Annotated in this window: 22 protein-coding genes; 5 read left to right on the forward strand and 17 right to left on the reverse strand. The window is 64.5% G+C overall.

All coding sequences use genetic code 11. From position 1 onward, the window contains the following. Positions 1–59: 59 nt before the first annotated feature. From FGU65_RS01365 to thiD, 5 genes are all read right to left on the reverse strand, one after another. On the reverse strand, positions 60–446 hold the full coding sequence (locus tag FGU65_RS01365) for a type IV pilin domain-containing protein (protein WP_301662600.1): 387 nt from the start codon (positions 444–446) through the stop codon (positions 60–62). A 325-nt stretch (positions 447–771) separates the two neighbouring features. Next, on the reverse strand, positions 772–1,218 hold the full coding sequence (locus FGU65_RS01370; RefSeq protein WP_301662601.1) for a hypothetical protein: 447 nt from the start codon (positions 1,216–1,218) through the stop codon (positions 772–774). A 1-nt stretch (position 1,219) separates the two neighbouring features. Further along, positions 1,220–1,498, reverse strand: coding sequence for a hypothetical protein (locus FGU65_RS01375; protein WP_301662602.1), 279 nt, complete (start codon positions 1,496–1,498; stop codon positions 1,220–1,222). 16 nt (positions 1,499–1,514) lie between these two features. Then, entirely contained in the window at positions 1,515–1,955 is a 441-nt protein-coding gene (locus FGU65_RS01380; protein WP_301662603.1) for an Lrp/AsnC family transcriptional regulator, read from the reverse strand. A gap of 171 nt (positions 1,956–2,126) precedes the next feature. After that, positions 2,127–2,933 carry a bifunctional hydroxymethylpyrimidine kinase/phosphomethylpyrimidine kinase gene (gene thiD, locus FGU65_RS01385; RefSeq protein WP_301662604.1) on the reverse strand — a complete coding sequence of 269 codons (807 nt, stop codon included), beginning with the start codon at positions 2,931–2,933 and terminating at the stop codon, positions 2,127–2,129. Between the two features lie 87 nt (positions 2,934–3,020). Between thiD and FGU65_RS01390 the strand changes: the two genes are divergently transcribed. Beyond that, a complete protein-coding gene (locus FGU65_RS01390; protein ID WP_301662605.1) occupies positions 3,021–4,358 on the forward strand; it encodes an AIR synthase-related protein in 1,338 nt (445 codons plus the stop codon). On the opposite strand, the gene FGU65_RS01395 is transcribed toward FGU65_RS01390, so the two are convergent. Genes FGU65_RS01395 through FGU65_RS01440 form a run of 10 tightly spaced genes read right to left on the reverse strand, consistent with a single transcriptional unit; the run spans position 4,355 to position 12,175 of the window. Beyond that, entirely contained in the window at positions 4,355–5,071 is a 717-nt protein-coding gene (locus tag FGU65_RS01395) for a class I SAM-dependent methyltransferase (protein ID WP_301662606.1), read from the reverse strand. The genes FGU65_RS01390 and FGU65_RS01395 overlap by 4 nt on opposite strands. Next, on the reverse strand, positions 5,046–6,062 hold the full coding sequence (locus FGU65_RS01400) for a DNA polymerase III delta subunit-related protein (RefSeq protein WP_301662607.1): 1,017 nt from the start codon (positions 6,060–6,062) through the stop codon (positions 5,046–5,048). The genes FGU65_RS01395 and FGU65_RS01400 overlap by 26 nt, the downstream gene beginning before the upstream one ends. Further along, the gene (locus FGU65_RS01405; protein ID WP_301662608.1) at positions 6,049–6,780 is read right to left on the reverse strand and encodes a 4-phosphopantoate--beta-alanine ligase; all 732 of its coding nucleotides are present in this window, start codon (positions 6,778–6,780) and stop codon (positions 6,049–6,051) included. Before FGU65_RS01405 ends, FGU65_RS01400 begins: the two co-directional genes overlap by 14 nt. Then, positions 6,777–7,640 carry a pantoate kinase gene (locus tag FGU65_RS01410; protein WP_301662609.1) on the reverse strand — a complete coding sequence of 288 codons (864 nt, stop codon included), beginning with the start codon at positions 7,638–7,640 and terminating at the stop codon, positions 6,777–6,779. The genes FGU65_RS01405 and FGU65_RS01410 overlap by 4 nt, the downstream gene beginning before the upstream one ends. Next, positions 7,622–8,761: a bifunctional phosphopantothenoylcysteine decarboxylase/phosphopantothenate--cysteine ligase CoaBC gene (gene coaBC / locus FGU65_RS01415; protein ID WP_301662610.1), complete on the reverse strand. Its 1,140-nt coding sequence runs from the start codon at positions 8,759–8,761 to the stop codon at positions 7,622–7,624. The genes FGU65_RS01410 and coaBC overlap by 19 nt, the downstream gene beginning before the upstream one ends. Then, entirely contained in the window at positions 8,758–9,627 is an 870-nt protein-coding gene (locus tag FGU65_RS01420) for a class I SAM-dependent methyltransferase (RefSeq protein WP_301662611.1), read from the reverse strand. Before FGU65_RS01420 ends, coaBC begins: the two co-directional genes overlap by 4 nt. A 2-nt stretch (positions 9,628–9,629) precedes the next feature. Next, entirely contained in the window at positions 9,630–10,673 is a 1,044-nt protein-coding gene (locus FGU65_RS01425) for a 60S ribosomal export protein NMD3 (protein ID WP_301662612.1), read from the reverse strand. Positions 10,674–10,677: 4 nt separating this feature from the next. Beyond that, a complete protein-coding gene (locus tag FGU65_RS01430; RefSeq protein WP_301662613.1) occupies positions 10,678–10,971 on the reverse strand; it encodes a DUF424 domain-containing protein in 294 nt (97 codons plus the stop codon). A 48-nt stretch (positions 10,972–11,019) separates the two neighbouring features. Further along, complete coding sequence (locus tag FGU65_RS01435) at positions 11,020–11,850, reverse strand: TatD family hydrolase (protein ID WP_301662614.1); 831 nt, start codon at positions 11,848–11,850, stop codon at positions 11,020–11,022. Next, positions 11,822–12,175 carry a dihydroneopterin aldolase family protein gene (locus tag FGU65_RS01440; RefSeq protein WP_301662615.1) on the reverse strand — a complete coding sequence of 118 codons (354 nt, stop codon included), beginning with the start codon at positions 12,173–12,175 and terminating at the stop codon, positions 11,822–11,824. The genes FGU65_RS01435 and FGU65_RS01440 overlap by 29 nt, the downstream gene beginning before the upstream one ends. A 170-nt stretch (positions 12,176–12,345) precedes the next feature. Between FGU65_RS01440 and FGU65_RS01445 the strand changes: the two genes are divergently transcribed. From FGU65_RS01445 to FGU65_RS01460, 4 genes are all read left to right on the forward strand, one after another. Beyond that, on the forward strand, positions 12,346–12,645 hold the full coding sequence (locus FGU65_RS01445) for a hypothetical protein (protein ID WP_301662616.1): 300 nt from the start codon (positions 12,346–12,348) through the stop codon (positions 12,643–12,645). Positions 12,646–13,032: 387 nt separating this feature from the next. Then, positions 13,033–14,649 (forward strand): S41 family peptidase, encoded by a 1,617-nt coding sequence (locus FGU65_RS01450; protein ID WP_301662617.1) that lies wholly within the window; start codon positions 13,033–13,035, stop codon positions 14,647–14,649. Positions 14,650–14,736: 87 nt separating this feature from the next. Continuing rightward, complete coding sequence (locus FGU65_RS01455; protein ID WP_301662618.1) at positions 14,737–15,003, forward strand: antitoxin VapB family protein; 267 nt, start codon at positions 14,737–14,739, stop codon at positions 15,001–15,003. A gap of 30 nt (positions 15,004–15,033) precedes the next feature. After that, a complete protein-coding gene (locus FGU65_RS01460; RefSeq protein WP_301662619.1) occupies positions 15,034–15,426 on the forward strand; it encodes a type II toxin-antitoxin system VapC family toxin in 393 nt (130 codons plus the stop codon). Between the two features lie 311 nt (positions 15,427–15,737). Here the strand turns inward: FGU65_RS01460 and FGU65_RS01465 are convergent, their stop codons facing one another. Both FGU65_RS01465 and FGU65_RS01470 read right to left on the reverse strand, forming a co-directional pair. Then, positions 15,738–18,917: an LAGLIDADG family homing endonuclease gene (locus FGU65_RS01465; RefSeq protein WP_301662620.1), complete on the reverse strand. Its 3,180-nt coding sequence runs from the start codon at positions 18,915–18,917 to the stop codon at positions 15,738–15,740. A gap of 10 nt (positions 18,918–18,927) precedes the next feature. Then, positions 18,928–19,896 carry a replication factor C small subunit gene (locus FGU65_RS01470; protein ID WP_301662621.1) on the reverse strand — a complete coding sequence of 323 codons (969 nt, stop codon included), beginning with the start codon at positions 19,894–19,896 and terminating at the stop codon, positions 18,928–18,930. Positions 19,897–19,898: the final 2 nt, after the last annotated feature.

The raw sequence follows: 19,898 nt of genomic DNA on the forward strand, positions 1-19,898 counted from the left end.
TGGTTTAAAGGATTAGTGAATTTGGCGTCTTATCTTTAAAAAGAGAGGAGTTTGGTTACTTATACGTAGGTGTCGAGAATTACCTGTTGGCTCCCGTCAGAGAATGTTGCCGTTACAACAACATGATCTTTATCGGTTGTACCGCCTGCAAGTGTCCATGAAGTCCCTACTGAAGGAACACTCGTTGTACTTTCTGTAGCGGTTGTGCCAGCAGATATTCTAAGGCCTGTTAGATCATCCGAATCGGGCCCACCCTGATATGTAACGATGATGTTTGTAGAACCCTGTTGTTTCGCCGTAGCAGCAACACTCTTTGTTGTTTCAACATTCCCAGCCATCCCGAACACAAACGCCGCGATGACCGCGGCGAGGATCACCGTGATGGCGACCATTAAGATCACACCGATAACCGGTGAGACTGCATCTTCATTCTCTCTGAAGTTCATGGTTTAATCACCTTCTGTGTCTTCCGCCCGGCATCGGGCGTTCTCTTGACAATAACGACTGATTTTCGAAAATATATATTTATTGCGCTACGGTTTTTGTCGGAAAGATTTTATACCGATCTTCCGGCACTCATGAAATATCCTTTTATTCTATTAAAACATGCCGAATAAATTTGCTGACGCTCCGTTGAGATAATGGGAAAAGGGTTGTTTTAACGAATGAAAGGGGGTTCGCGAAACAATGTTCGTTGAACCCGCCTGCGGCCGCCCCTGCGGGCGTGCCGCCCCGCTGCAGTCCCGCCCCGCGGGCACGCGCTCTACCGCCCTACCCGGGCAGGGAAAAATCGATGGTAAACCCGCCCTCGCTCTCCCGGAAGGATGCGTCGGGGGCGATTGCGCCGACGTAGCCCTTCAGGTAGGGGATGGCGATCCGTTCGTCTGCAAAGGCGTCCGCAAGGGCCGTGGTGTTCGCCGTGATCACCGTCAGCCGCGTGCCGTCGTCCAGGTCCTCGAGCTCCGATGCGATCCCCCACATCAGGAGGATCCCCTCCATCAGGGTCGCAGGCTCCATCCGCTCGCTCGCGTGGTCCCGCAGCGCCGCACCGTCCTCGGCGCCGAGGTCGTGGGCGAGCGATGCGATGTCGCGCGAGAGTTCCATCGTCCCCCGGTCGAGAAGCCGCCGGAGGATCGGGGTCGCGACCGTGTGGCGCCGAATGGAGCGGGCGAGCTTGATCAGCTGCCAGTCCTTTGCAAACGAAACTCCTGTCCGCATCTCACCCTCTCAGTACGCCGTAGGCCATCACGCCGAGGCCGATGATCACCACCAGCCGCGAAAAGACCGTCGCCCAGAGGACGACGAACGCGTCCGGCGTGAATATGCTCACGAGATCGGCGAACGCAATACCGACGATCAGCGTGAACAGCCCGTAGATGAAGTAGAGCAGGGTCTGCTGCCTGACGATCCGGTAGGCGTTGTAGATGATGCCGATCAGCAGCCCGCCCAGCAGAAACGAGACGACCGCGAGCATCTGTTGAATCTGTTCGATCTCCATACCTGTATCTTGCCCCCTAACCGTTCTGAACCTGTTCCTTGACCTTCCGGACGGCGATGATCGTCTGGATGTCCCGGACGCCTGCAAGCCCCGAGAGCGGGATGAGCACCTCGCGCTTCAGTTCGGTGATGCTCTGCACCCGCACCTTGACGAAGAAGTCTCCCGGCTCCAGCACCTCATAAAGCTCGAGGACGCTCGGCAGCTCCATCATGAAGGCTTCGACGTCTGTCTTCTTCTCAGGCGTCACCCGGACGTTCAGAAAAGCGATGAGCGTGTGCTCGAAGCACTTCTGATTGATGACGATCGTAAACCGCTCGATGATCCCGGCGTTCTTCAGTTTCTCGATCCGCTTAAAGACCGTTGATGGTGCGATGCCGAGCTGGGAGCCGAGCTCTGCCATGGACATCCGCCCGTCCCGCTGCAGTTCCCGGAGTATCGCACCGTCAATATCATCCATTTGACATATAGTTGCAAAAACATCGATATAACCATTTCGTTTTTCTATAGAAGGTAAATCAAACACTTATCCGGTTTTTAGAATTAAATGTCGGACGTTTGAGCCGTACCCTGCGTTGGTGCAGTATTGCTCCCGGGTGCAAGATCGTGTAGATCTCCCGAAGCGCCCCTCTCATCCCGTATCGGGATACAAGAGGGTGCCGCCGGGGTTGACGATCCTCGATCCCCCCGGCGCACCCGCGGCCGACGCGATCGCCGCCTCCACAAACGCCCGCGCAGCGGCCGCCGCCTCCCGGACGCCAAGGCCGCGGGCACGATATGCCGCCAGCGCCGCGGCGAAGCAGCAGCCGGAGCCGTGCACCGAATAGGGGTACATCCGCCCCGAGAACTGCCGGACGCCGGCCGCGTCCACCAGGACGTCGACCGCCCGCTCGCCCGCAAGGTGGCCGCCCTTCACTACGACGGCGCCGGCGCCGAGGTCCCGTATCCTCCGGCCCGCCTCCGCCATATCCTCGGGCGACGCGATCCGCATCCCTGCCAGCACCTCCGCCTCCGGGATGTTCGGCGTGACGATCTCGGCGCGGGGGATCAGCAGCCCGACGAGGTCGGCGACGGCGTCCCCGGCGAGGAGGCGGTGGCCCGAGGTCGAGACCATCACCGGGTCGACGACCACCGGCACCCCGGCGGGTAAACTCTCAGCAACCGTCCGGATGATCGCGGCGGTGCCGAGCATCCCGGTCTTGAAGGCGCCGATCGCAAAATCGTCCCGGACGGCGGCAAGCTGTGCGGCGACCGCCTCCGCCGGCAGCGTCCAGCTCCCCCGCACCTCCCGGGTGTTCTGGGCGGTGACGGCGGTGATCACCGTCAGCCCAAAGACTCCGATCGCCGTGAACGTCTTGAGGTCCGCCTGGATGCCCGCCCCGCCGCCCGAGTCCGACCCGGCGATACTGCAGGCCGCGATCATCTGCGATCCGCTCATGCTTCATGCGTTGGCGCTCCCCGGCAAGAACCTTTCCGCCCGGCCGGACGGCGCTTTTATCATGCTCCCGCACCGACCTCTTAATCAATGGACGTAGAAGAATTTGGCCGCCGGCACCTTGCCGCCGGCACCCCCGACGACGAGATCGTGCGGCTGATGCAGGGCGAGATCCTGGACGTGAAGTGCTGCCGCGTATCCGCGTCGTATGCTGAGTCGTTCGCCCGCGCCGTTCTCGCCGAGGTGAAGAACTCCACTGGCCTCTCCGGCGACCTCTACGAATTCGAACCCTCGGGATCGACGATGGGCGAGTTCGGCGTCGGCTCCCGCGGCTCCGGCGACTTCTTCGCGCACAGGGAGCTCGCCCGGATCATCGGCAGCACCGATGCGGCCGTCGGCGTCGACGAGATGGACGACGCCGGCGCCGTCCGGGCAGGGGGCACCTATATCATCACCACCGTCGACGGGATGCACTCCCGCCTCTCCGACTTCCCGTTCCTCGCGGGCTTTCACGTCACCCGGGCGACCCTCCGGGACGTCTACGTCATGGGAGCGCGGCCGATCGCCCTCCTCTCCGATATCCACGTCGCCGACGACGGCGATGTGGCGAAGATCTTCGACTACACCGCAGGCGTCAGCGCCGTCGGCGAGGCGATGGGCGTCCCGCTCGTCACCGGCTCGACGCTCCGGATCGGCGGCGACATGGTGCTCGGGAACCGGCTGACCGGCTGCGTCGGCGCGGTCGGGGTCACCGACCACCTCACCGCCCGGAAACAGATCCGGCCCGGCGACGTCCTCCTCATGACCGAGGGCGCGGGCGGGGGCACCATCGCCACCGCCGCCATCTACTCCGGGTTCCCCGAGGTCGTCGAAGAGACGATCAACCTCCACTTCCTCAAGGCCGCCGAGGCGCTGATCGCGGCCGATATCCTTCCCGCAATCCACGCCATGACCGACGTCACCAACGGCGGGCTGCGCGGCGACGCCTACGAGATGGCCGAGACCGCGGGCTGCCGGATCGTCGTCGTCGAGGACGATCTGCGCACCCTCGTCCAGCCGCAGGTGCTCGCAATGCTCGATGCTCTCGAGATAGACTACCTGGGCGTCTCGCTCGACGCCCTGCTCGTCGTCGCGCCCCGCGAGGCTGCGCCGGCGATCGTCCGGGTGGTCGAGGCGGCGGGCGTGCGGATGCGCGAGATCGGCTACGTGGAGGAGGGAACGCCCGAGTCGGTCCTCTCCATCGGCGGCGAGATCCACGACTTCACGCCCCGGTTCCGTGAGTCGGCCTATACCCCGGTGAAGAAGGTCGTGGATGAGGAGAAGCGTGATTTCGAGGAGATGAAAACCGGGGTCGAGCGGGCGGCGACTGCGGCGCTCGCAAAGAAAGAGCGGATCCTCGAGCGGCTCCGGAAGGAGTACTCCTCCTAACGCTCCGGCTTTTTTGCAGAAGCGCAGAGATTATAGGCCAGGTACGGGATCTTCTCCTCGACGAACGGCTCCACCAGCCTTGCAGCCTTGAATACCGGGCCGCGGAGCGCGAGGTGGGCGAACGAGCAGCGTTTCGTGGAGATGTCGACGAACCCGGCGCTCTCTAACAGATCGCAGATCTCCGCCTCGTTATAGTAATGCTCGTCGAAGTCGCCGACGCCGACCTTCTTTAAGCCCACCTTCTCCCCGACCTGGTAGATGAACGGGACGGCGCTCGTGAAGACATTGTGCCCGAGCGTGCAGAGGGCGAGCGACCCGCCGGGGCGCAGGATCCGGTAGACCTCGTCCAGCATAGCCGCGGGGCGGGGGACGTAACTGAAGGCGAGGAGGCTTGCGGCCGCGTCGAACGTCCCGTCGCAGAACGGCAGCACGTCGGCGGTGCCGACGACGAACTCGCTCTGCCGGTAGCGCTCCTTCCCTTTCGCGACCATCTTCGGGCTGATATCAAGGCCGATCGCCCTGCCCCCGTCGGCGACGTACTGGCGGATAAAGAGGCCGGTCCCGCACCCGAGGTCGAGGAGGAACCCGCCCTTCGGGAGCCGGGAGGCTATCTGCTCCCGGATGTGCGCGTGGTAGTAGCGCCCCTGGTCGCGGTCGTAGCGGTCGTCGTAGATCTCGGCGACGTCGTCATAGTGCTGCTGAACTTTCTTCACCGAATCCCCTCCTGATAATGTCTGCGAGCAGTGCGTCTATCTGCACGAACTCATTTGCGGCGTGGCCGAGCCGGTGGTCCGCCCGGGCGAGCTCGATCGCGATCCCGGGGTGGTTGTACTCCCGTTTTGCCGCCGCCCGCAGCTCCCGGACGACCTCGCGCCCGGAGAGGCCGTAGTCGATCATCATTGATTCGGCGATCCTCCGGGCGGTGTCGTAGTCCCCCTTTCGCAGCGCCGCGAAGGCGGAGCCGGTCACGGTCTCGATCTCGGAACCGGAGATCTCGGCAAGATCGATCTCCCGGCCCGACTCCGCCGCGACCTGCAGATACAGGATGGCTTTGCGGAGGTCGCCCTGCGCCGCGTGGGCGATCAGGTCGCGGTCGTCGGGCTGCACCCGGTCGCCTGCGCCTTCCTGCGCGAGGATCTTCTCCAGGCAGGAGCGGATGATATCGGTCTCGATCGGGAGGTAGGAGAGCGGCAGGCACCGGGAGGCGATCGCCGGGATGATCGCCGAGGGGTTGGTGGTGACGAAGACGAACCGGCAGGTGGTGCTGTAGCGCTCCATGATCCGGCGGAGCGCCTGCTGCGCCTCGAAGGTGAGCGCCTGCGCGTCCTCAAAGACCATCAGTTTGAACTCGGCGTTCAGCGGACGCATCGAAACATACCACCGGATGATCTGCTTGATGTTGGTGATCAGGCTCTGGTCTTTCCGGAAGATATGCGCGAACCGCTCGTCCGCCTCGAGATAGGTCTTGCCCATGCTGAAGAGCTCCGCGGCGTTGAAGATGCTGGTGTTCTCCCGCCAGTCCTCGCCGTAGAGAACGTTCGCAAAACACTCGACGCTCGCGCTCTTGCCGGTGCCGTGCGGCCCGCAGAGCAGCAGGTGCGGGACCGACCCGGAGCGGGCGAAGGAGACGAGGTGGCGGATCACCTGCTCCTGGCCGACGATATCACTGCAGTCCTTCGGCCGGTATTTTTCAATCCAGAGCATGCTCGAGCCTCTTCTGTATCTCAGTTATTGCCGCCCGGAGAAGATAGGTATTGTCCAGCGAGCCGATGAGGTCTGCGGCGGCAGCGGAATCGAGGCCGGCGCAGGCGGTGGTGATGTTCGGGAGCGCACGGGTCAGTTCGTCGACGATGGTGAGCGTCGCCGTCCGCGCCGTCCGGGAGAGCGGGTTTATATCGATGGTGATCACCTGCTTGCCCATCGCCCGGAGCGCCGCGCAGCGGTCGCCGTCCTCGAGCGGCACGAGCACCACGTCGGCGCTGCCGATGCCGTCCGGGAGGCAGAGCGCCCGGTCGTGCGAGAGCGGGACGAGCCGCTCCGCCCGGCCGGCCAGCACGTTGACCCCGTGCTCCTCGAGAAGCGCGGTGATCCGGTGGATACGCGTCTCGGTCCGGTGGAAGAGGTTCACCTCGACGAGGGCGCCGGACGCCTTCTGCAGGTCCGCGATCTCTCCTGCGGCGAGAGCGGCGGTGTTCCCGTTCACCGAGATGACCGGGCAGTGTGCGGTGGTGAGGAGAGCCGCGGCGGTCCGGGCAGCGAGGAGCGCGCTCTCGGTCGTCCGCTCGCCGATCAGGTAGTCGAACGCCTCGCCCCGGCCGTGGGCGGTCAGGCCTTCCAGGGCGACGATCCCTTCCCGGGCGGCATCGGCAAGCCGTTCCCGGGCTGCCAGGGAGCGGTAGCGCGGGTGGTCTTCCGGTATCATCTTCCTTCCTCCAGGAGGCGGACGCCGCGTTCGGCGCACCGCAGGCGGTAGATCTCGCCGAAGGGCGCGAGGGCCTCGTCCGCCCCGTCGCCGCAGGCGAAGACACCGTTGCCGAGCATGGTCATGCTCGCCGGAACTCCCTGCCGGTCGCAGGCGTCGAGGACCGCCCGGACGTCGGGCGAGACGAGCCCGCTCTTCTCCGCGAACCGGCGCGAGAGCCTGCAGAACTCCTCAAGCGATCCCGGACAGCCCTCCGGGAATGCGGCCGCGATCGCCTGCATCCTCTCCGGCGAGGCGAGGACCGACGCCGTGGAGAGCGGGCGGAGCGTCACCGCGGCGATCCCGGCCTCCGGGTCGATGAGCCGGACGATCTCGGCGTGGATCCCTGGCCCCTTCCGGCAGACGATCCCCCCGCCCCGGCAGGCGGCGACGTCGCCGAGGCCGGTCCGGTGGACGACCTCAGCCTCGTGGGCGAGCGCCGCCACCTCGTCGGCGGAGAGGGCGAGGTCGCAGGCGCTGTTCACCGCCGTGGTTGCAGCGAGGAGCGCCGCTGCGCTCATCCCGAACCCGGCGCCGATGGGAAGCCGGCACGCGGTGGTGATCGCCGCCGTCACCCCGAGCCTTTCGAGGACGTACTCGATCGGGGGCGAGCCGGTCATCGTCTCGATGACGGCGCCGGACCGGTCTCTTCGGAGTACCGTTACCCGGGTGGCATCCGCACACGCCGCCTCGGCGCGGACGCCCTCGTGGACGACGATTCCGGCGCCGATGCTCCCGGTTGCCGCGTATGTCTCCCCCTCGATCCGCCGGAAATAGCCGGAGATGTGCCCCGGGCAGAAGGCTACCGCAGTCGCGCCCATATGGCCGCCGCCACCTCCTCTTTGCTCCCTGTGACCGGTTCCCGGCCGTCCTTCGTCACCAGGACGAACGAGCCCTCCGCCGCGCCCATCGCCGGCGGCGTGTTGGCGACGACCATCGCCGCCCCCTTCCCGAGCATGGCCGCTGCCTGCTCCTCGGCGTCCCATCCGAGTTTGAAGGCGACCGTGACCGGCCGGCAGGCTCTGATCACCGCGTCGAGGAGCTTCGGGAGCGGATTGAGCCGGATATTTTGCGCCTCGCCGCTCGGGATCTTCCCCTCCCGGCGCTCGGGCGCGTAGTCGGAGATCGCCGCCGCGCTGATGTAGATGTCGACTCCCTCCTCGTGGCACTGCCGGAGCACCGCCTCGCGCATCTCCGCGGCGGTCGATACCGGGATGTTCCGGACGGCCGGAGCAGAGCCGCTGTGCACCACCGTCACCTCCGCCCCCAGGCGATAGGCCTCGCGGGCGAGGGCACGCCCCATCATCCCGGTCGACCGGGTGGTGAGCACCCGGACGTCGTCGACCGGCTCGGCGCAGGCGCCGCTCGTGATCAGCACCTTCCGGCCCGCGAGCGGTTTTCCTGACAGCGCCCGCTCGGCGGCGAGGACGATCCGGTCGGTCTCGGCGATCTTCGCCTTCCCCTCCTCGATCCGCGGGTCGACGATATCGATCCCCCAGTTCTTCAGCCGCTCCAGATTCCCGGCGACCGCCGGGTGGCGGTACATGCTCTCGTGCATCGCCGGCACCAGGACCACCGGCATTCCGCGGCCGAGCGCCGTGGTCGCGAAGGTGGTAACGGCCGTGTCGTCGATCCCGCAGGCGATCTTGCCGATGGTGTTCGCGGTGCAGGGCGCGATCAGCAGCAGGTCGGCCTCGCCGCCCTCGCCGCAGTAGACGACGTGCTCCACAAGGCCGGTGCAGCGCGTGATCGCGGGGCGGCCGGTGGCGTAGGTGAGCGCCTCCGGGCTGATGATTCCGGCGGCGGCCTCGCTCAGCACCGCCTGCACGACGGCGCCCCGGCGGCGCAGGGCGTGGGCGCATTTCACCGTCTCAACGGCCGCGATGCTCCCGGTCACCGCGAGTATGATTGTCTTTCCCTCAAGGGTCTGCGGTATCGTCACGAGATCGTCACATCCTGCACCATGTGCCAGGCGCGGGGCGCGTACTTCTTCACCCGGTGGACGGTTATCGTCCCGGCACGTCCCGCGTCCTGCAGGTGCCGCCGGATCTCGGTCTCGGCCGGCCCGATGCTGTGGACGTGCAGGACGCTTCCCCTGCGCACGTGGGCGAGCGCCGCCGGGAGAAAACCCGGGGCGTCGAAGTGCCCCATGATCACCCGGTCGTAGTACCCGGCGAGGAGGTTGCGGCAGTCGCCGTGCTCCGCCCGCACGCGGCCTTCCACATGGTTTTCTATACTATTGCGCTCCAGATATTCAAATGCTGCCCGGTTCAGTTCCATCGCATGCACCTCCGCGCCGCTGCATGCCGCCGGGACGGTGAAGTAGCCGATCCCGGCGAACATGTCTGCGACCCGCTCACCGGGGCGTACCAGGGCGGCCATCCGGACCTTCTCGGTGCGGTTGCCCTGCGCAAACATCACGACTGCGGGGTTGAGGTGAAAGGTGTAGCCCTGCTCGCGGTGGACGGTCTCGCCGACGGTGCCGGAGAGCACCTCGATCTTTGGGATCCTCTTTTCGCCCGCGAGCCCCGCCACCCGGATGACCCCGCGGGGCCGGCAGTGGGCGATAATCGCGGCGAGTTCGGCCTCGGTCGGCGCCGGGCCGTGGAGGACGGCGATCTCGCCGATCAGGTGGTAGCCCCGGCCGGTATAGAGCGCCCGCTCCGGGAGATCGCCATCCGCCGGATACCCCTCCCGCACCGGCACCCAGGCGACGCCATCCCGGACGTAGGGCCGGCGCGAGCGGTCGACCCAGTCGGCGTCCCGAAGCCCTGCCAGTGCCTCCTGCGGAACCTTTCGCGCTCTCATGCTCACCCGACGATGACCAGCTGCTCGGTCTCCTCGTCGCGGAGGACCCGGAGCGGCGCCCCCTCCGCCGGGAAGAGCCAGGGGACGACGTTGACCTCCCGGGTGTCGTAGGTCTTCGGGTCGAGGAGGCCGATCAGGTTCCCCTGGGTGAAGGCGACGAGCGCCTCCTCCGCCTCCCGCACGTTCCCGATCTTCCGGTCGATCTCGGCCTCCTGCAGTGTCCGCCCCACTCCGGCCGCAAGGTCGAAGACCGACAGGTGCGGCGAATCGACGTTCCGGATCTCGTAGTAACGGTTTTTGCTGGCGACGACGTCGCCTTTCTGGTAGTAGGGGAGGCGGATCGAGTAGGTGACCCGGTAGAGCGCCTTTCCGTCCTTCTCGCCGACCAGCTTCGGGTGGGTGGTATATTTTCCGCCGAGGGCTCCGGTGATCATCTGGGAGATCACCTGGCCGATGTGCTGCGACCCGACGACGATATCGATCCCGTCCCGGGTCTCGTCGATGCTGGAGACGAACGAGAGCCGCTCGCCGCCCTCCTGGAGGTTCTCCTCGGCCTGGTAGGCGATGCTCGCCGCAACCTCCCGCTCGTAGGCGTTCGGCTTCCTGCCCGTCGCCCGGATCTGCACGATCCCCTCGTAGTAGCCGCCGCTGATCCGGCTGCACCGGTCGCACTGCTCCCGCTGCCAGACGATCTCCACCCGGCAGAGGGCGTTGACCGGCAGGGTGTAGAGGGTCGCGTCGATCTCGACCGTCGCGTAGGTCCGGTTCGGGGTCGGGTCTTCGGAACCGACGGTGATATGAACCCCTTTGACGTCCTCGTGGAGGCGGACTGCCGAGACCGCAAGCTCGGAGATGATCTCGCTCCGCTCGGCGTGGACGTCCGACCAGGTCCTGCCCCGTTTCTGGGCATCGCAGGTCGGGCAGTAGACGGCGGTGACCCTCGGTTCGCAGAGGATCCACTCGGTCTCGGCCACCCGGCACCGCGGGCAGAGCCCCTCCTCGGTCGGCTCCCCGCATCGGGGGCAGATTGTCTTCTGGATGTCCATGCTGTTAGATCCTGAATATCTGGGCATGGGGAACGTCGCCGATCATGATGCAGTTCTCCGCACTGACCAGCCCCATGTCGATGGCGATTGCTACGACACGCTTCCCCATAAGATTGACGTTCGCTGCTCCCTTGAGAGCGCTCCGGACTTCCTCCTCGGTGGCGGTCTCTCTGCCGTAGAACCCTTCGGTGATGCAGATCTCCACGTCGCCGCGGCGCAGGGTCGTGTTCAGCAGTTCACGGTCGCAGACTGCCACCACATCTCCGGCATTCGGGGTGTGGTGCACTTTTAAATACATCGCAGATCCGTTTGGCGGGATGGGTGAAAAAGGTGAGCAGGCCGTCGATCAGGGCAGGTCGATCGTGACCCCGTATGTCCGTGCCGGGGTCTCGGCATGGATCCGCCAGGCGTCCTCCTCGCCGATCAGCCCCTCCTCCAGGTAACGGCGGGTGAACCGCGGCACCGACTTCGGGCCGACGACGGCGCCGGGCCTGCTGTTTTCGTCCATGTAGTCGCTCTCCATGGTGAACCGGCGCCCGGCGCGGGCGAGGTCCGGGATGCCCTCGTGCTTCGCGATGAGGGAGGGCATCAGCGGGGTGTCGGGGGTGGCAAAGTGCTTCACGACCCGTTCTATCGGTATCCCGGCCTTCTGCGCCATCGCGACGACGTCGGTGCAGGGGCCGCTCTCGGCGTGGAGCTGGACGGCGCAGCCGAGTTCGGCGCCGAGGGAGAGGGCGTGGGCGAGGACGCCGTTCGAGGCCTCCCAGACGTCGGGCGCCACTTCGTAGTGCGGCCTGCCGCTCTTGAGGCCGACCGCCCGGCCGTCCCGGACGTATTCGGCGGCGACGTCGAGGCCGGCCCGCATCACGGCGGCGGCCCCCGCGATCCCGAGCCGGTCGGTCATCCGGGTGAGCTCGGCCGGGTGGACGCCGAGCACCGGGAAGACGACGAGCCCGGTCTCCCGCACGAGCTCAGCAGTCCTGAGTGTCGCTGCGAAGACCTCGCGGTAGTCCTCGCCCGAGGAGGGTTCGACGCCGTGCGACCAGGAAGGCTTGGTGACCAGGAAGATGTGGGTGCCGCCGGAGCGGCGGAAGTCCTTCGCTGCCTCGACCCCCCGGCCGTTCACCGGGTCGATGTGGATGTGATCGTCAGTGATCGGGATTGCCGGCAGTTTCATGGATCTCGGTTATCTGCATCATGGGATAGTCGTCTTCGAGCCGGAGAGTCGCCTTGCAGGAGGCCGTGCCGACCTCGGTCCGGATCGCCACGTCGAACATCTTTCCGGCGAGCTCGGAGTAGCCGAACCGGTTCGAGACCATCATCTCGCGATTCAGCCGGACGGTGATCTCCTGCACGAACGGCTGGAGGCCGACGGCTCCCTCGATGGCGGTCTCGACGGTGCCGGCGGTCTCCCGTGCGATCGGCGTCCCCACGAACTGATGGTAGAGCGCCCCGAGTTTGATTCCTGCTTCGAAAGCCGCCTTTTCGCGGTCGGTGATCATGGATACAGGTACGCACTTTCCAGGTAAATACGATTTCCGGTGGTTCCGGAGCGATCTATCTTCTCTTTGCCCATCGGCGCGAAACCAAAACCGTTTATGGGATTTTGGTGCATCCCCATATATGTTCCTGGTGCTGTTCTTTTTTATCGTCAGCATTCCGCTCGCGGCGGTTGCGACGGCGCTGTATCTCCTGGTGCGGCGCATCCGCCCGACCGTTCTGCAGGTGCTCGTCCCCGCAGCCCTTCATCTCGGCCGTGTTTGTCTTCACGATACTGTTCGCCATGGGCGCCGGCGCAGGGCAGTTTGCATCGGGGATGGCATACGTACCCCCTCCGTTGCTCCTGCAGGAGACGGTCGATTCCCTGCTGACAGGACTGCGGGACATGGCGCTCGCGCTTCTGCTGTCTGTCGCCTTCTTTCTCCTCGACGTGGCGCTTCGGCCCGAGCAGGGGGACGGTTACGGGGAATGAACCGGTTCTCGGCCTTGCCGGGCCGGCCAGGCGGCTTTTCGCGATTGCTGTCGCGATGTGCCAGATGATACCTCGCAATGATCGACGGCCCGCCCTCCTTGCACGGGCGAGTGCCGTATGCCGCCGATTGATTACATTATGCAATCATGTGATTACAATACATCATCAACCCGGCAGTACTGGTTTGCCGTGTTTCCACCGTGCGAAAAAGTATCCGGAACGGTTTTCCTGTTGCAGGCGTGCCAGGCCGCTGCCGCCCTCCCGGAGCGTGCGTTCCCGCATCGGGGCGCCGAAAGAAACCGGAAAGGCCAAGTGCCGCCTTGAATAATCGATCTTTCAGGAGTGTTATTCATGCACCGCGGACCTTTGAGCGGAGTGAGTACCGGAATGCTCGCTCTGTTCCTGCTCTTTCTCCTCGTGCTGCCGGCATCCGCCGGACAGTACACCGATTCGTGCGGGATGGTGTGGACCGATACCTGCATACCGTTCGAGCGGAACAACGAAACGGCTTATAACGAAGAACTGGCAGCCTCCTGGGCATCTATCGCCGCAAACATCACCGAGGAGTGCCCTGACTTCAGCACCATGTCCTGGACCGATGCCTTTGCTGCATCCTCTGCCTACATGGCAGAGCGTTATGCCTTCACGGAGTGGCGCGGCATCGACTGGGAAGAACTCTCTCTGACGTATGCACCGAAGATTGCGGATGCCGAGAAGAGGGACGACTCCGCCGCCTACTACCGGGCGCTGCGCGAGTTTTCCGCCGCCATACCGGACGGGCACGTCATGGTTCTATCCCGCGACGATTTCGGGGCGAAGTATGCCGACGTGGGCGGGGGCTACGGGCTTGCCGTCGGCAGGCTCGACTCAGGGAAGGTCATCGTGACCTACGTCGCGAACGGGAGTGCTGCCGAAAAGGCGGGAGTCCGGTTCGGCGACGAAGTGGTCGCGTGGAACGGCCGGCCGATCGGGGAGGCGATCAATGCGACGCCGATCATCTGGGCTCCGATCAAGCCGTCGACCGAAGAGGGGGCGTTCCTCCAGCGGCAGCGGTTCCTGACCCGGGCGCCCGTGGGCACTGCCGCGACGGTCGGGCTTGCCGGCCGGCCGGGCCCGGTCACCCTGACCGCGGCGGACGACGGCTACGACACCCTGACGCGGACGAGCACCTTCCTCGGCCGGCAGGTGAACGACGTGGGCGCTGCAACGTTACCAGAGCTCAGGGCCATGGTCTCGAACGAGACCGTGACCTACCGGACCCTGCCGGGAGGCTATGCCTACATCGCGGTCTACGAAGAGGCATACGGCGTCTATCAACCCTTCAGGGCGGCGGTGAAGGATGCCATCGCACGGGACGTCCCCGGCATCGTCATCGATCTCAGGTATAACGGGGGCGGAGACGACAACCTGGCATCCGCCTACGGCGGATGGTTTGTGAACAGCACGGTCTTCTATGAATACGGCACCTTCTATGATCCCGGGACCGGCACGTTCCCGATCCTCTGGGAGGCCTGGACGCAGCCCCGGCCCGACCGGTACAGAGGCCCGGTCGCCCTCCTCGTCAGCCCGTACACCCTCAGTTCGGGCGAGGGTCTCCCCATGGTCTTTACACGGTCGGGGACGGGCGCGATCGTCTCGTGGTACGGGACGAACGGAGCGTTCGGGATGGAGGATATCGGACCGAAACTTCCTCTCGGCATTGTCCTTCTCTTCCCTACGGGAGCGTCGCTCGACGAGAACGGCACAGTCCAGGTGGACAGCAATGCATCGCTGATCGGCGGGATAGCCCCGACGGTGCGGGTGCCGATCGACGAGGATACCGTCGCGCGGTCGATGGCCGGCGAGGACGTCCAGCTCTCGTATGCGGTCGCCTGGCTCGAAGAGCAGGCAGCGAGCGGATCTGCGCAGGCCTCCGCCGCCGCCCCGACGCAGAAAGCGGCGTCGGGCTTGTTCCTCCCGCTCGCGGCGGTCGCGATCTTCGCAGTGTATCTCGGCCGGAGGTGAACTCCTTCCTCCCTCCGGCAATCCTTTTTCTGCAGCGCGATCGTCGTGAAGTGATCGAGAGTCGATCTTCCTGCTCCTCAGCGATTCGTGCTACCGGAAGGTCTTCGAGGCAACACACCGCAAAAGGCGATATACACACATACATACACATACACGGGTACGGGGACTCGGACGATCAGCATCAGCGATGACGCATATGAGAGGCTTTCACGGCTGAAAGGCCCTTCGAAGATGAGTTTTTCTGAAGTGATCCTGAAGTACACCCCCCTAAGAAGAAACTCTCGGAGATCCTCAAGGAGATCGGGCCGAATCCCGGACTGGCCGATGCAATCGAAGAAGCCTCACGCGAGATGAGGAAGGCTTCGATGCGCGAGGTAAATTTCAATGCCGACACTTGATACGTCCCTGTTCGTCGACCTGATCCGGCACGACCCGGAGGCGATGCGAACGCTCGAATCAATGGAGCAGGACGGGCTACCCCTTGCAACCATGTCGATTACCATCCTCGAGCTCTACCGCGGAGCGTTCCTCTCGGCATCGGTGCAGGAGAACCTCCGGAAGGTTGAAAGCGTTATCAAGGCGCTGATAGAGCTTGGAATAACCGACGAGACATACCGGATCTTCGGCACGCTCGCCGCCGGGCTTCGGGGGAGTGACAGACCGATTGGGGACTTCGACGAGGTGATCGCCGCAATCACGCTTGCAAATGACGGTGAGATCGCCACACGCGACCGTCACTTTACCCATGTTCCCGGGCTGAAGGTCCGGACGTATTAGGCGGTCCACTTCCGCTTCGGTTCAGCAACGTTTAAATATCAGTAATCCGGGCGAAATCCGCCGGGATTTGGACTCTCACAGAAGCCCGTAGACGGACGATCTCGGGGCGAGCTATTGTAGACATCCCTGGAACATTACTGCCCTCATATGGCCGTTCTGGCCCCGCGATCCTGTCGTTTTTCAGGAATCGGGGTGAAATGCTTCGATTAACTTTAATGCCGGGATCTGCCCTCTGAAACCTTCGGCAAAATAGGAAATGGGCGGTAATTCGGCCTTCCTTCTGGACGAAGAGAGGGTGGGTTCCCCTCGCCTTACCCGATGACCTTCAAAAACCCGTGCCGGGGCTCCAGCACCTCGCCGCCGCGGCGGAGCTGCTCGATGGCGTTCTCGATCTTGTCGCGGGCAAAGCCCTGCTGGATGAGTGTCTCGACAACCTGGTCGGCCTTCGCCTGGCCGCCGCCGTCTTTCGCGAGGTCGCGGATGACCTCCTTGACCGTCCGGATGATATCGCGCTGCGACTTGGAGACGCCGGTCACCAGCTTGTCGATATCGAAGCTGCCGCTCTCGGCGTCGTAGGCGACCTGGCGCAGGCAGGTGTCGACGATCCGCAGCACCCGGTCGGTGTCGGTGGTGTCGACGGTGTTCGCGAGCCGCATCCGCGCACTCGCTTCGGCGAGGCGGACGAGCGCTTCGAGCTGCCGGGCGGTGACCGGGACCGGCTTGTTCCCGCTCGCGAGGTTTCGCAGTTTCATATAGTACTGGATCAGCGCCTCCTTCGCGCCGTCCGAGAGGATGGGAAAGCAGGTCCGCTTTGCATACGCGATGTACTTCCGCAGGAGCGTAGGATCGATGTCCGGGATGACCGGCGCGAGCGCCCGCTGGATGTATGCCTCGTCGACGTCGGGGAGGGGCTCGTACGCGTGCTGCTTAATGAGCTCGCCGACGGCGTGGGTCTTGACGATGTGGTTCGCGATCGCGCCGTCGCGCTGGACCTCGGGCTGGTCGGTCATCACGAAGATCAGGTCGAACCGCGAGAGGAGCGACGGGGGCATGTTGATCTGCTCGGCGATCGGCACGAACTGGTCGAACCGCCCGAGTTTCGGGTTCGCCGCACCGAGGAGGGCGCACCGCGACTTCAGCGTCGCGGTGATCCCGGCTTTTGCGACCGAGATCGAGTTGCCGCACCAGACCGGTATCCCGCTTCTCCTGACGTAGAGCATGTGGTTCGGAACCTCAAGGCAGTAGATCATGCCCCTATAGGGCCGCCGCTCGATATGCCGCTGTCCGTTCGTGTTGATGTTCGGTTCGTTCTGGCCGTCGCGGATGAAGGTCACCTGGTAGGTGTCGTGGCTTGCCGTCGAGGTCCCGCCCCGCGGATTAGACGCGACCGTCCCTGCTTCCCGCATGATGCGGGCGTTTCCGGACCAGCCCTTCTTCAGCAGGAGCTCGGTGACGTCGTCGGCGAGCCTCTTCGAGGAAGTGGTGTACACCGAGACCCCGGTCGTTTTGTGGACGTATCCGTCACCGAGCATGAGCGCGTCGAGCAGCACCCCGATCTGCTTGGGGGGGAGCCGCTTGGCATAGTCGGGGACGTACTTCTCGTGGCATTTGCCGAAGGGCGCGAGGTGCTCTGCAAGCTGCTTTGCGTTGATCGCGAAGTTCTTGCCGTCGTAGGAGAAGCGGAACGGCAGCCGCTCAAGACACTGCCGGATCTTCTCGGCCGACTCGGGGATCGTCTGCGAGAGAACCACGCGGTAGGGAACGGCCGTCTGGTAATGCCGCTGCACCGACCCTTCGGAGAGGAAGTAGCCAAGGAACTCAAGCCAGTCGTCCATCCCGATGTGGATGGGATCGGTGAGCCGGCCTTCGGCATTCTGGTTCGCGAACTTAACGACCGGCGGAATCTCGTAGATCTCCTGCCGCTTCCCCGTCCATACGGCGTTCCTTTTGAACCGCATCCGCTTGTGAACCGGGATCTCGTCCATGCGAATGAACCGGAACCCCTCCCACTCGTCGGCGCGGCGGTTCAGGTTGACGTACATCCGGTGGTTCGGCGTGACCGCAAGGTCGACCTGCCGTGATTTGACGTAGTACAGCTCGCCGTCGTACTCCGAGGCCGTGAAACCCGACGGCGATGCGTACTCGAGCCTGCCGTCCGGGGAGAGCGTCGCGACACGGTCGTCCGCGGTTACGTCCCGGAAGAGCTTCCACCCCCTCTCCGTGAGCACCTCGGTCTCGTCGTCGTAGCACTGTTGTTCCATCGCCTCGTGCAGCGCGCTCCGATCCTCCTTCGCCATCTTGTCCATCTCGTCCACGGCCGCAATACCCATATCCGCGAGGACGAGAGCACCGGCCTCGAGCGTCCAGCGGCCGTCGCCGAACTCGTCCTTGACCGCCGTCGCCGTCAGACCGGCCGAGGTCGAGGACTTGCCGCTCGTGTAGATCCCGCGGGGCGAGAGCTTGACGACGTAGCGGAGGATCTGCGACTTCGCGATACCCGGGTCGCCGACGAGCAGGAGGTGGATATCGCCGCGGAGCCGGGAGCCGTCCGGCATCTCCTTGGCGATCCCGCCGAAGAGCTGCAGCGCGATCGCCTCCTTCACGTCGTCGGTGCCGTAGATCGTCGGGGCGATCGAGCGGGCGATCTTCTTGTAGATCGCACCGTCACGGGCGAGCCCCTTGATGGCGGCCTCATCCTCCTCCGAGATCGAGACCTCCTCGAACTCCTTCTCCGCGACCTCGATCGAGTTGCACTCGAGGTAAATATCGAAGAGGGTGCTTTTCTGCCCGTAGTTCACCCGCTGGATCGAGCGGAGGATGCCGTTGACGACGATCCGGTCGCCGGGCGCGACCATTCCGGTAAGGTCGTCGGTGGCGTCGATATCGAGCGTCTGCGGCTGTTCGCCGCCGCGGAGACCCTCCGGCGACTCCTGGATCCGGAGCTTCTGGGCGTCGACGAAGATGCACCGGTTCAGGACGAGGTCCATCCGGCTTTTGCGCTCGCAGTGCGGGCAGAAGTCAGGCTCCTCGAACCTGCTGTAGTTCTGCGGGATCGGGTCGGTGTTCTTGTTGCAGGACTTGCACCGGAAGACCGCATCCACGAGCCGAGGCCGGACCTCGGTGGTCTTGCGCAGGATCCCCTCGATACTGACAAAGGTGTTGATCTGCTCCGCCCGGATATCGCGGACGTTCACTTTCTGGGGCAGGTTGGTGAACCGGATGCTGATCCCGGTCGGCTCCTGCCCGTTCTTCAGCTTGATCAGCCGGTTCTGGACTATCGCGTCGCGGATGTCCCCGATGACCTTGCCCGGCCGTTTCAGGAGCTCGAACGCCAGGGTGTTGTTGAGGATCGTCCGGTAATCGATGGAGAGCGACCGCTTGTGCGGATATTCCCGCGCAAGTTCGGCGAGCTCCCGCTTGTAGCGCTTCTTGAGAAACTTCGTCCACTCGGTGACGACGTCGGTGACTTCGACCTCTACTTCTTCGGGCACGTCTCCGTCCTCATGTATACTTCTCTGCGGCGAGGACGAACCGTGCGATCATCGCCTCCATCTGTATCTCGCTGCTCGCCCCCTCGCTCAGTCGGAAATCGGTCTCCCCAAGGGCGTCGATGAGCTCGACCTTCAGCCCCCGGTCCATATCGCGCTTGACCAGCGTCCGGTAACACTGCGTGATCAGTTCGTTCGGGGCGATCCCGCGGCCGCGGACGAGATCATCGAGGAGCCGTTCGGCACCCTCAAAGTCGCCGCCGACAGCAAGGTTGAGGAGGTCATTGATCTCCTCGGGCCTGGCCGTCGAGGTGATCTCGTAGATCTTCGCCGCATCGATCGCCGCGCTCAGGATCGCCGCTCCCTGAAGGGCGTTGATGGCTTTTCGCATATCTCCCTGTGCGACGTAGGCGATGGCGTCGAGGGCGTCTTTGGTGACCGTCAGCCCCTCGGCCGCCGCTATCCGCTCGACCTCAAGCGCGATCGCCTCCCGGTCGAGCGGCCGGAACCGGTAGATGGCGCACCGGCTCTGGATCGGGTCGATGATCTTTGAGGAGTAGTTGCAGGAGAGAATGAATCTGCAGGTATGTGCATACGTCTCCATCGTCCGGCGGAGCGCCGCCTGCGCGTCCGTCGTCAGCGCGTCTGCCTCGTCCAGGAAGAGGACCTTGAAGGAGGCGCCGGCGAGCGGGGAAGTGCGGGCGAACTGCTTTATCTGGTTCCGCACGACGTCGATCCCGCGCTCGTCGGATGCGTTCATCTCCCGGAAGTTCATCTGCCACGCATCGCCGAAGAACTCGCGGGCGAGAGCGACCGCCGCCGTGGTCTTCCCGATGCCTGCGCTTCCCGTGAAGAGGAGGTGCGGGAGGCTGCCGCTCTTCACGTACGACTGAAGGCGCACCACGATGTCGGTCTGCCCCACGATATCCGCGAGTTTCCTGGGCCGGTACTTCTCAATCCAGATCGTGTGGTTACCTTCCATTT

This window comes from Methanoculleus frigidifontis, from assembly GCF_030464345.1.
Classification (GTDB): Archaea; Halobacteriota; Methanomicrobia; order Methanomicrobiales; family Methanoculleaceae; genus Methanoculleus_A; species Methanoculleus_A frigidifontis.